At 68.2% G+C, this 11,636-nt stretch carries 7 protein-coding genes; 2 read left to right on the forward strand and 5 right to left on the reverse strand.

Annotated features, from left to right (window positions below):
• Positions 1 to 2 precede the first annotated feature (2 nt).
• Entirely contained in the window at positions 3 to 572 is a 570-nt protein-coding gene (locus tag SOM47_RS06165; RefSeq protein WP_042613495.1) for a cytochrome b, read from the reverse strand.
• Complete coding sequence (locus SOM47_RS06170; RefSeq protein ID WP_320505082.1) at positions 569 to 1,213, reverse strand: YceI family protein; 645 nt, start codon at positions 1,211 to 1,213, stop codon at positions 569 to 571. The genes SOM47_RS06165 and SOM47_RS06170 overlap by 4 nt, the downstream gene beginning before the upstream one ends.
• Positions 1,214 to 1,420: 207 nt before the next feature.
• Between SOM47_RS06170 and SOM47_RS06175 the strand changes: the two genes are divergently transcribed.
• Complete coding sequence (locus SOM47_RS06175) at positions 1,421 to 4,969, forward strand: hybrid sensor histidine kinase/response regulator (RefSeq protein WP_052811920.1); 3,549 nt, start codon at positions 1,421 to 1,423, stop codon at positions 4,967 to 4,969.
• A gap of 144 nt (positions 4,970 to 5,113) precedes the next feature.
• Complete coding sequence (locus tag SOM47_RS06180) at positions 5,114 to 8,650, forward strand: sensor histidine kinase (RefSeq protein ID WP_414715771.1); 3,537 nt, start codon at positions 5,114 to 5,116, stop codon at positions 8,648 to 8,650.
• 54 nt (positions 8,651 to 8,704) lie between these two features.
• Here SOM47_RS06180 and SOM47_RS06185 read toward each other — a convergent pair whose 3' ends face one another.
• The 3 genes from SOM47_RS06185 to SOM47_RS06195 all read right to left on the reverse strand — a co-directional run bounded on the left by SOM47_RS06185 (position 8,705) and on the right by SOM47_RS06195 (position 11,565).
• On the reverse strand, positions 8,705 to 10,102 hold the full coding sequence (locus tag SOM47_RS06185) for a multidrug transporter subunit MdtD (protein ID WP_152620622.1): 1,398 nt from the start codon (positions 10,100 to 10,102) through the stop codon (positions 8,705 to 8,707).
• A gap of 95 nt (positions 10,103 to 10,197) precedes the next feature.
• Positions 10,198 to 11,271, reverse strand: coding sequence for a uroporphyrinogen decarboxylase (gene hemE / locus SOM47_RS06190; RefSeq protein ID WP_320505083.1), 1,074 nt, complete (start codon positions 11,269 to 11,271; stop codon positions 10,198 to 10,200).
• Between the two features lie 54 nt (positions 11,272 to 11,325).
• Entirely contained in the window at positions 11,326 to 11,565 is a 240-nt protein-coding gene (locus SOM47_RS06195) for a WGR domain-containing protein (protein WP_320505084.1), read from the reverse strand.
• Between the last annotated feature and the right edge of the window lie 71 nt (positions 11,566 to 11,636).

An 11,636-nucleotide genomic window follows, 5' to 3' on the forward strand; every position in this document is an offset into this window, starting at 1 on the left:
AATCAGTCCTTCTGGGAAGAGGCGAGCCAGTCGCGCGGCAGCATGCGCGCCAGGGTGGCATCGCGTTGGAAAAAGTGGTGGTAGAGCGCGGCACCGGCATGGGCCAGCACCACCGCGATCAACAGCCAGAACCCGTATTCGTGGATGGCATGGGAAATGGCGACCTTCTGTGGATCCGGCGCCACCAGCTTGGGCACGTCGACCAGGCCGAACCAGCGGAACGGACGCAGCCCGCTTGCCGAGTCGTAGATCCAGCCGGACAACGGCATGGCGAACATCAGGACATACAGCAGCCCATGGGTGGCGCTGGCGATGCGTTCCTGCCAGCTTGGGGTGCCGGGTACCGCCGGTGGTGCGCCGGCATACAGGCGCCAGCCCAGGCGCAGCACCACCAGCGCCAGCACACTGATGCCCAGTGACTTGTGCGCGGTGTAGACCCAGAAATACTTCGGCGTCTTCGGCAGCTCGCCCATGGTCAGGCCGACCACGCCCAGGGTGAGGATCAGCAACGCGATCAGCCAGTGCAGGGATTGGCTCACGCCACCCCAGCGCTGCGCATTGGGACGGGTCATGGCGTGCTCCTGTCAGTGGGCTCGGGCGGAACGGGGGCGGGGGGTGGTCCGTCATCACTGGCGTTGCGGTCGCGAACGGCCTCCGCTTCGATGCGCAGCTGCACGCTGTCGCCGATCATGCTGGACCATGCGGTGATGCCAAAGTCGCGGCGGCTCAGCGTGGCAGTCGCCGAGAAACCGGCGGTGCGGCGGAACGGCGGCAACGGATGCCGTTTGAGGGCGTTGAGCTTGACGTCCAGCACGACTTCACGGGTAACCCCTCGAAGTGTCAGGTCTCCTTTGACGCGCCCATGGGTGTCATCGATCTGCTCGACGCCGGTGGACACGAAGCGTGCTTCGGGAAAGCGTTCGCCATCGAGCAGGTTGCGCGCCAGCGAGGCCTGGTTCCATTTGGCATCGCCCAGGTCCAGGCGGGCGATCGGAATACGCACGTCCAGGCGTGAAGCGGCCCAGTCGGCGGGATCGAACGACAACTCGCCCTCACTGCCGGATACGGTGCCCAGCGCATGGGAAAAGCCGGCGTGTTCGATGGCGAACAGGACCCGTGTGTGCACCGGGTCGAGCCGGTACGTCGGCGTGGCCGCCACGCTGATCGCGGGCAGCGCGGACAGCAGCAAGGCAAGGGTAAGGCGTCGCAGCACGCGGTAGGCTCCTGCAGGGGGACGTGACGATCATACGCACGGCACCGGCTTCGCGAGCAGCCACATGGCTGCAACAGATCATGGTGCCGGTGGTCCTTGCCTGCCAAGGCCCGTCGGCAATGCCACCGGCAGCATCCCGCCCGCCGGACGCATCGTCAAGGCTGTGTGACAATCGCCTGCATCCAAGGGGGAGCGATGGCCAAGCACATGCATCAAGGACGAGCGCTGGGATGGCTGTTGGCAGTGGCCGGCCTGCTGTTGTCAGGGCTGTTCCCCTGCCAGGCGCTGGCAGGCGCGCAGGATGCGACCGAAACGCCCCGGCTACGGCGGCTGGGCCCGGCGGAAGGCTTGCCATCGCGGATGGTCACGGCCTTGGCGCAGGATCGCCAAGGCTACATCTGGGCTGCAACCGATGGCGGATTGGCGCGTTACGACGGCGTGTCGCTGCGCAGCTGGCGCCATGATCCGCAGGCCGAGGGCAGCCTGCCTGGCGATGAGATCGAAACGCTGCTGGTGGACGTCCAGGACCGCCTCTGGCTGGGCATAAACGGCGTGGGTCTGGTCCGCATGGGACCGGCCCGTGACGCCTTTGAAACGCTCGACGACATCAACGAGGCGTGTGACGGGCAGTTCTGGACCTTGGCCGAACACGACAAGGCGCTGTGGATCGGCACCAGCGCCTACGGGCTGTGCCGACGCGACGAAGCGGGCAAGGTGCAGCTGTTCCGTCATGATCCGCATGATCGGCACAGCATTCCCGGTGACACGGTCTTTTCCAGCCTGGTTGATGGACGGGGACGCCTGTGGATTGGCACCGAGCGGGGTGTCGCGCGCTGGAACGGCACTGGCTTTGATCGGATCGGGCCGGCAACCCTGGGCGCCACCGCGGTGCTGCGGCTCAGTCGCGATGCGGCCGGCGGCGTATGGGTTGGCACGCAGTCCGACGGCATGTTCCACATCGATGCGCACGATGCGGTCCAACGTCCACCGTGGTCACAGGGCGACACACTGCGCTCCTCCAAGGTGCTGCATGATCGCCAGGGCGGCTTCTGGGTAGGCAGCTCGGATGGGCTGCTGCGCGGCGATGAGCAACGGCTGCGCCGCTTGGAAGGCGACCGCGGCAGTGGTTTCCTGACCGTGCACAGCGGGGTGGTGGATCTGCTGCAGGACCACGAAGGAGGCATCTGGATCGCGCTGTTGACCCAAGGACTGGCTTACCTGCCGCCGGACTGGAAACGTTTCTCGACCTGGTACCAGCTGGACGGCAAGCCACTGGACAGCCAGTACCTGCTGAGCGCGGCAAGCGACGGCACGGACTTCTACATCGGTGCAGCGCCGGGCGTGTATCGGCTCGATGGAAAGGGCACGCTGTCGTTGCTGGTCAGCGACCGGACCATCGGCAGCGGTGCGGTCTGGTCGCTGCTGCCGCGTCCCGACGGCACGTTGTGGCTGGGGCGCGCAGGGCGCATCACGGTGTACGACCCCGGCCGCGGCAGCCATCGCGACTGGTTGATCCACGGCGGCGCGGACCTGCGCCAGCGCATCGACCTGATGCGCGCCGCGCCCGATGGAACCGTGTGGCTGTCGGTGATGAACCATGGCCTGCAGCACCGGGATGCGGGCGGGCGACTCCTGCAGGAAATACGTTCCAGCGATCTGCCTGGACGCAGTGAAGCGCCGATCGAACAGATCCGCTTCGATCCCCGAGGGCAGCCATGGGTGGTGGGCGACATGGGCGTGCTGCGCTTCCAGGACAGCGCGTTCCTGGCCGTGCCGGGCGTCTCGCGTGGCCCGATCTTCGATATCGCCTGGGTTTCGCCGACCCGTGTGTGGCTGGCACGGCAGGGGGCATTCGAACGCTACGACTGGGACGGCCTGGGCCTGAACCTGCGCGAGCAGGTTGCTGCGGCAGAAGGCGTGCCGCCGGTGTCGATCGGCGGACTGGTGCCCGCGGCCGACGGACAGATATGGGCCACCAGTCCGCGAGGTCTGATGCGTTGGGATCCCCTGGCGCGACAGCTGCGCATCTACACCGAGCGCGATGGTTTGCCCGATGCGGAGTTCAACGGTCGCCCGCCTGCGCAGGATGCCGCAGGCAGGGTATTGGCCGTATCGAAGATCGGCCTGGTAGGATTCGATCCGAACCAGCCCGACGCTCAGCTGCCGCCATCGCAGCTGGTGGTCGGTGCGTTGCGGGTGCGCCGCGACGATGGCGAAGGGTGGCAGGAGCTGCCCTTGGATGCCCCGGTCGTGCTGGGGCCGGACGATCGCGACCTGCAGATCAACGCACGCCTGCTCTCCTTCGCCAACCCGCTGAGCAACGCCTACCGCTTCCGCGTGGACGGGTATGACCTGAACTGGGTGCAGGCTGTCGACGGCGAGCGCACGCTGTCGCGCCTGCCTGCAGGCAGCTACCGCATCGAAGTGCAGGCGCGCCGCGCCGGCGGGGACTGGACCATCGCCCCGGACCTGCGGATGGAGGTGCTTCCACCGTGGTGGCGCAATGGCACCGCGTTGCTGCTGTATGTGCTGGCCAGCGTGCTGCTGTTGGCTGCCCTGGCGTGGTACGTGCGGCTGCGGCTGCGCCGTCGCCAGCAGTGGCAGCTGACGCTGCACAAACAGCATCTTGCCGAACAGGCATCCCAGGCCAAGAGTCATTTCCTGGCCACGCTGGGCCATGAAGTACGCACGCCGATGACCGGCGTGCTGGGGATGAGCGAACTGTTGCTGGACAGCCCACTGGACGAGCAGCAGCGCGGCTACGCCGGGGCCATCCACCAGGCCGGCACGCACCTGTTGCGCCTGGTCAACGACGCGTTGGACCTTGCGCGCATCGAGGCGGGGCGGCTGGAGCTGGACATCCGCCCGTTCGGCCTGGAGGCACTGCTGGACGAAGTGCAGGGCCTGATGGAGCCGTTGGCAGGGCAGCGTGGGCTGGCCTTCCAGCGTCAGGTGAACGTGCCGGGTCATGTCTCGGCCAGCGGCGATGAAATGCGGGTACGGCAGATCCTGATGAACCTGCTGGGAAACGCCATAAAATTCACCGAGCGCGGCGAGGTGCGCCTGGCGGTGCAGCTGTCCGATGGCGGCGCAGGAATCGTGTTCGAGGTCACCGACACCGGGCCGGGCATCACTGTCGAGCAGCAGGCGCGGTTGTTCGAGCGCTTCGAACAGGCCGACGGTCCACGCACCGCGTCTCGGTTCGGTGGCTCCGGGCTGGGCCTGGCGATCTGCCAGGAGCTTGCCGTGGCAATGGGCGGCCGCATTGGCGTGCAGAGCCGGCCCGGCCAAGGTGCCTGTTTCCGCGTCGAATTGCCGCTTCCGTGGCAGACGGAGGCGTGTCCCCCAGCGCCCGGCGCCGGTCTGCTGTCGCTTGATCTGCCTGGGCTGGCGATCCTGCTGGTGGAAGATGATCCAACCGTGGCCCGGGTCATCGTCGGTCTGCTGTCAGCGCGCGGGCACCGCGTGGTCCACGTACTGCATGGGCTGGCCGCGTTGGCAGAAGCATCCACCGCTGCGTTCGATGTCGGGTTGCTCGACCTGGACCTGCCCGCACTGGACGGCCTGGCACTGGCACGGCAGCTGCGCGCGCTGGCGCATGAGTTCCCGCTGGTGGCGGTGACCGCGCGTTCGGATGCCTATGCCGAAGCCGAAGTGCTGGCGGCGGGGTTCGATGGCTTTTTGCGAAAGCCGGTGACCGGGGACATGTTGGTCGAGGCGATCGCCCGGGCGCGCCAGCGTCGAGCTTCGGAGTGAAACCACCGCCGGCAGCGGGTAGGGCATGCCGCGTCCTGCGCGAAGAGGCGGGCTTCGGTTTACCATGCCGGGACGGCGATGTGCTGTCGCATCCACCGCTGCGTTGAACGCGCGGTCTGGCAGGTGAGGGACGGCAATGCAGAGATGGCAAGGTTGACGGGTCTGCGTACGGCGATGGCGCTGTTGCTGTCGGGCTGGCTGTTGCTTGCGCCTGCGCGTGCGTTGGCGCAGCCGGTTCCGCCCACGCCACGACAGCTGACCGTATTCGACGGCCTGCCTTCCAACACCGTCAACCGGATGGCCGAAGACCGCCTGGGCTACCTCTGGATCGCCACCAACGACGGTCTGGCGCGGTTCGATGGGCGCAGCTATCGCATCTGGCGCGCCGAGGATGGCCTGCGCGACAACCGGATCTGGACGGTACTGGCCGACGCGCGTAATCAGTTGTGGATAGGTACGGAAAATGCCGGGTTGGTGCGCCTGTCCGCCGATCGTCGGCAGATGCATTTCTATGACCGCGCCAGCCAGCCGCTTCTGGCCAGCAACACGGTCTGGAGCGTTGCTTCCACCCCCGATGGTGCGATCTGGTTCGGCACCTACGAGGGCGGCCTGTACCGCCTTGATGCGCAGGACAGACTGCAGCGTTTCCTGCCCGAGCCGGGCAACCCGCGCAGCCTGCCGTCCAACAGCGTCCCATTCCTGGCCACGCTGCCCGATGGCACGCTGTGGGTGGGTACCAAGCGGGGCCTGGCGCGCTGGACCGGGACTGATTTCGAACGCGCACCGGATGCGCTGCCCGCCGACGCGGTGATCAATGGCATGACCGCCGACGCCGATGGCAGCCTGTGGATCAACACCCTGGGCAGTGTCATCGTGCGGCGTGCCGACGGACGTTTCGAACCCGCGCCCTGGCCGGTCCCGGACAACGACCAGGTGCTCGGGGTGATGCTGCACGACGAGCAGGGGGGCTACTGGCTGGACACCCGCTCCGGGCTTGGGCGCGGCGTTGATGGCCGTTACCAGCAGGTGCCGCTCTACAGTGCACTGGCGCGCGGCCGGGTACGCCCGAACTGGACTGGCGCATTCCAGGACCGCGAAGGCGGCATCTGGTTGGCCAGCACCAATGCCGGCCTATGGCACCTGCTGCCGCGCTGGTGGCAGTTTTCGGTACTGGCGCGGCTGGAGGACGAGCCGACGTCGCTGCGCAACGCGTACGTACTGGGCGCCGCGGCCTCGCACGACGGCGGCGTGTGGACCGTCGGCGGCCATGGCGCGCTGGACAAGCTGGACCCGGTGACCGGGAAAGTGCAGCAGCACCTGACCTGGGTGAACGGTAACCACTGGTTGATGTCGGTGGCCGAGGACGCGCGCGGGCGGGTGTGGATCGGGTCGATGGACGCCCTGCAGCGCTACGACCCGGCCAGCCGCCAGTTGCTGCGCTGGGGCACCGCTGCAGGCAAGGATGCGGTGATGGAGGGCAACGTCCAGGACATCGCGGTGTGCGCTGACCAGGTCTGGACGATGTCGCCTTCCGGTGTGCAGGCGCGCGACCTGGACGGACACCTGCTGCACGACGTGCCGCTCGGCCAGGGGGGGCTGCAGTCGGGACAGCTTGCGACCAGCCTGGAATGTGGACCGCGCGGCCGACCGTGGCTGACCAGCAGCGCCGGCGTGCAGGAGTGGGATGCGGTGGGGGCGCGTTTTGTCCAGGTCGATGGTGGCCCATCGGGTGCGGTGCACGCCATGGTGCTGGCGGCCGACGATCAGGTGTGGCTCTCCCAGGATGGTCGCCTGGTCCAGCATCGGTGGAACGGCAATGCCCTGCAGCGGCACCGGGCGATCGGCGCGGTGCAGGGCTATCCGGCGCTGGCGGCCAACGGGCTGGCGGTCGACGCCGGCGGCATCGTATGGGCCAGCAGCCCGCGCGGCATGCTGCGGGTGGACCCGCGCACCCCGAACGTGCGCCTGTACGGTGTGCATGACGGCCTGCCGAGCCAGGAGTTCCGCGAGAACACGCTGGTCACCGCGACCAGTGGGCACCTGCTGGCCGGCACGCCGGCCGGGCTGGTGGTGTTTGATCCGCTCAAAGTGGGGCCGCCAACGCGGCAGGCGCCGCTGGTGATCGAACGGGTCGAGGTGAGCCGCGGCGACAAGGTGGTCGATCTGACCCACGATGCCGCGGTGACCATCGAAGATGGCGACCGTGACCTGCACATCGTGGCGCGACTGCTTTCCTTCAGTGATGCGGCATCGAACGTCTATCGCTTCCGGCTGGCTGGGTACGACCCGGACTGGGTCGATGGCGGGGCGGGCGGAGAGCGGGTGTTCTCGGCGCTGCCGCCGGGCCGCTACGCACTGGAAGTGCAGGCGCGTTCTGCCGACCACGTCTGGTCGCGGATCCAGACGCTCGAGTTCCAGGTGCTGCCACCCTGGTGGCGAAGCGTCACCGGTGTGCTGGTGCTGGCCGCAGCGTCGCTGTTGCTGCTGAGCGGTTTCGCCTGGTTGTATCGGCGGCGCCTGCACCGGCGCCACGATTACCAGATGGCCGTGCACAAGCAGGAAGTGGCCGAGCAGGCATCAGCGGCGAAGACCCGCTTCCTGGCCAATCTGGGACACGAGGTGCGCACGCCGATGACCGGTGTCCTGGGCATGACCGAACTGCTGCTGTCATCGCCACTGGACACCCGCCAGCGCAGCCAGGCCGAATCGATCCGCAGCGCCGGCGAGCACCTGTTGCTGCTGGTCAACGATGCGCTGGACCTGGCGCGGATCGAGTCCGGTCGCCTGGAGCTGCAGGCGCAGAGCATCGATCTGCACGCGCTGCTTGCCGAGGTGCAGGCGCTTACCGCGCCGCTGGCCCGGCAGAAGGCGGTGCAGTTCACCTTGTACAACGAGCTGGCCCCGGGTCTGGCCGCGCAGGGTGATCCGCTGCGGGTGAGACAGATCCTGCTGAACCTGCTCGGCAATGCGGTGAAGTTCACCCAGCGCGGTTCGATCACCCTGCTGGCGCGCGCTGGCAACGACGCATGTGGCCTCTGCTTCGAGGTCACCGACACCGGCCCAGGCATCAGCCACGAACTGCAGAAACGCCTGTTCCGGCGCTTTGAACAGGCCGACGGCGCACGTACCGCCGCCCAGTACGGCGGCAGTGGGCTGGGCTTGGCGATCAGCCGTGAGCTGGCGCTGGCGATGGGCGGTGACATCATCGTGGAAAGTCAGTTGGGACGCGGCACGCGTTTCCGCGTCGAGCTGCCGCTGACACTGCACCCGCTCGGGGCTACCGGCACGCCGGCCGCGGACGTGCGGCGGACACCGGCGCTTCCGCTGCGCATCCTGCTGGTGGAGGACGATCCGACCGTTGCCGAGGTGGTCGGAGGCCTGCTGCGCGCGCGCGGGCACGAGGTGGTGCATGCCGAGCACGCCCTGGCGGCCCTGCGCGAGATGGCCGGGGAGCGCTTCGACATCGGCCTGCTCGACCTCGACCTGCCTGGGCTGAGCGGCTTCGACCTGGCGCTGCACCTGCGCAATCAGGGGCACGCGCTGCCATTGTTGGCGGTGACAGCGCGCACCGATGGCGATCTGGCCGAGCGCGTCGCCGCCTCGGACATGCAGGGCTTCCTGCGCAAGCCGGTGACCGGGGATCTGCTGGCCGAAGCCATCGCACGGGCGATGTCGGCGTAGGGCGATCCGAAGTGCCGGCCATGATCGGCACCGCCATATCGCCCCGCCTGCAGCCTATTCGGCGACTTCCTCGATCTGCTTCGGCTCCGGACCGGTATCGGGCAGCTGCCAGAAGATCAGCGTGGAGGTCAGCGTGATCGCGCCCACGCACAGGAACGTGGCGTGCAGGGCCGCGGTGGCGCCATGTGATTCCAGTGGCGCGAAGGCCGCCAGCAGGCTGCCGGCGGCAGCGGCGCCGAAGCCGGCCGCCAGCATCATCACCATCGACAGCAGGCTGTTGCCCGCGCTGGCGAAGCCCACGTCCAGGTCGCGCAGGGTCACGGTGTTCATCACCGTGAACTGCAGCGAATTGACCGCGCCGAACAGCGCCAGCTGCAGCAGCCGCCAGCCCAGCGGCTGGTCCGGCGACATCAGCGCGAAGCTGGCCATCGCGATGCCTACCAGCACGGTGTTGGTCATCAGCACGCGGCGGTAGCCGAAGCGCTCCACCAGCTTCACCGCAAGCCGTTTGGCGACCATGCCGGCCGCCGCGACCGGGATCATCATCAGGCCGGCATTCATCGGGCTCATGCCCATGCCCACCTGCAGCAGCAGCGGAATCAGCAGCGGCATGGCGCTGCTGCCGATGCGCGAGAACAGGTTGCCGAGAATGCCGATGCGGTAGCTGGGCACGCGGAACAGGGCGAGCGAGAACAGCGGCGCGGTGGAGTTGGCCGCGTGCAGCCAGTAGCCGACCAGCGCGGCCAGGCCGGCCACCGTCATCAGCATCACCAGCGCATGCGGAGTACCCATCCCGGAGATGCCATCCAGGGCCAGCGACAACACCACCATGCCGAAGGCCAGCATCACATAGCCGCGCAGGTCGAAGCGGCTGCGATGGGCGGCGTAGTGGTCGGGCATCACCTTCATGGCCACGAAATAACCGATCACCCCGATCGGCAGGTTGATCAGGAATACCCAGTGCCAGGAGGCGACTTCGACCAGCCAGCCACCCAGCGTCGGGCCGATCAGCGGGCCGATCAGCGCCGGGATGGCGATGAAGCTCATCGCGCGCAGGAAATCTTCCCGCGGCACCGAACGCATCACCGCCAGCCGCCCGACCGGCAGCAGCATGGCCCCGCCGATACCCTGCAGCACGCGTGCGGCGACCAGCTGGTGCAGGCTCTGCGCCAGGGCGCAGGCCAACGACCCGAGGGTGAACAGAATGATCGCGACCAGGAACGTGCGCCGGGTGCCGAAGCGGTCGGCGATCCAGCCCGATGCCGGGATGAAGGTGGCCACCGCCAGCGCGTAGCTGAACACCACCGACTGCATCTGCAGCGGGCTTTCGCCCAGGCTGCGCGCCATCGCCGGCAGCGCCGTGTTGACGATGGTGGAATCCAGCATCTGCATGAAGATCGCCAGCGACACCAGCCACAGCAGGGGACGGATGGAGGCGTAGCTTGCTGTCATCGGGCCGGGATCCGCGCGATCAGGAGGCGCCATCATCGCCGAAGGGCGGTCATGGCGCGATCAACGCACGCCGTGCCGCCACGTCGGGAAAAGCGTCAGCGCGCACTGAGCCGGTGCACCGCGTCCACCAGCACCTGCACGCTGGCTGGATCCATGTCCGGCGACATGCCATGGCCGAGGTTGAACACGTGGCCTTCGCGTGACCCGCCGTTGCCGGCCGCATAGGTGTCCAGCACGCGTCCGGCCGCCGCGGTGATCGCTTCGGGGCTGGCATACAGGGTGGTCGGATCCAGGTTGCCCTGCAGCGCGACCCGTCCGCCGGTACGGCGCACGGCCTCGTCCAGGTCCAGCGTCCAGTCCAGGCCGAGCGCATCGGCGCCGGTATGCGACAGCGCTTCAAGGTGCAGGCCGGTCCCCTTGCCGAACAGGATCAGCGGCGTGCGCTCGCTGCCCTGGCCGCGTTCGAGTTCGGCGGAGATCCGCTGCAGATAGCGCAGCGAGAATTCGCGGTACATCGCCGGGGACAGCACACCGCCCCACGTGTCGAACACCTGCAGCGCCTGCGCACCGGCCGCGCGCTGGGCGCCGAGGTAGGCGATCACCGCATCGGTCACCACCTCCAGCAGCCGATGCAGTTCCTGCGGGTGGTTCAGCGCCATCGCCTTGATGCGCGCGAAATCCTTGCTGCCGCCGCCTTCCACCATGTAGCAGGCCAGCGTCCACGGGCTGCCGGAAAAACCGATCAGCGGCACCTGGCCATCCAGTTCGCGGCGGATCACCCGCACCGCGTCCATGACATAGCGCAGTTCCTGCTCCATATCCGGCACCGCCAGTCGGGCGATGGCAGCGGTATCGCGGACCGGATGGCGGAACTTCGGACCCTCGCCCTCGACGAAGTACAGCTCCAGGCCCATCGCATCGGGGATGGTCAGGATGTCGGAGAACAGGATCGCCGCGTCCAGCGGGAAGCGGCGCAGCGGCTGCAGGGTGACTTCGCAGGCGATCTCCGGGTTCTTCGCCATGGCCAGGAAGCTGCCGGCCCTGGCCCGCGTGGCGCGGTATTCCGGCAGGTAACGGCCGGCCTGGCGCATCAGCCAGACGGGGGTGTGGTCTACCGGTTCGCGGCGCAGGGCGCGCAGCAGGCGATCGTTGCGAAGGGGACTGGTCACGTAAGGGTGTTCCTTGTGCGGTAGGGCGTGGGGCGCTGTTCCGGGATGGGGCGGTCACGGGCTGCGGTGGAGGACCGCAAAGCCCCGATGCAGCTCCGCATCGCGCGCTTTGTCGAAGGCCGCGCGGGCCTCGGATTCCTCCAGGTACAGCTCGCGTCGAAGCTGCGAGCGGCTGCCGATGCGGCCCGATTCGCGCAGCAGTTCCCAGCCGCCGAACAGGTCCGGCAGCAGGGTCAGGCGCAGGAAGCGGGGCGCATCGGTGCCGATCGCGGGTTGTTGCAGGAAGGCATGCATGGCGCAAGTGTAGCGCCGGGCCACGCCCGGCGGCTCGCACTGGCGGCGGTGCGCACCGGCGGGTTCCCCGG

This window comes from Stenotrophomonas sp. CFBP8980 (genome assembly GCF_034046095.1).
GTDB classification, from domain to species: domain Bacteria; phylum Pseudomonadota; class Gammaproteobacteria; order Xanthomonadales; family Xanthomonadaceae; genus Stenotrophomonas; species Stenotrophomonas lacuserhaii.

Coding starts and splice junctions, on each gene's coding strand:
- SOM47_RS06195 (WP_320505084.1), bottom strand. CDS start 11,565: ATGCATGCCTTCCTGCAACAACCCGCGATCGGCACCGATGCGCCCCGC.
- SOM47_RS06165 (WP_042613495.1), bottom strand. CDS start 572: ATGACCCGTCCCAATGCGCAGCGCTGGGGTGGCGTGAGCCAATCCCTG.
- SOM47_RS06180 (WP_414715771.1), top strand. CDS start 5,114: ATGGCAAGGTTGACGGGTCTGCGTACGGCGATGGCGCTGTTGCTGTCG.
- SOM47_RS06175 (WP_052811920.1), top strand. CDS start 1,421: ATGCATCAAGGACGAGCGCTGGGATGGCTGTTGGCAGTGGCCGGCCTG.
- SOM47_RS06185 (WP_152620622.1), bottom strand. CDS start 10,102: ATGACAGCAAGCTACGCCTCCATCCGTCCCCTGCTGTGGCTGGTGTCG.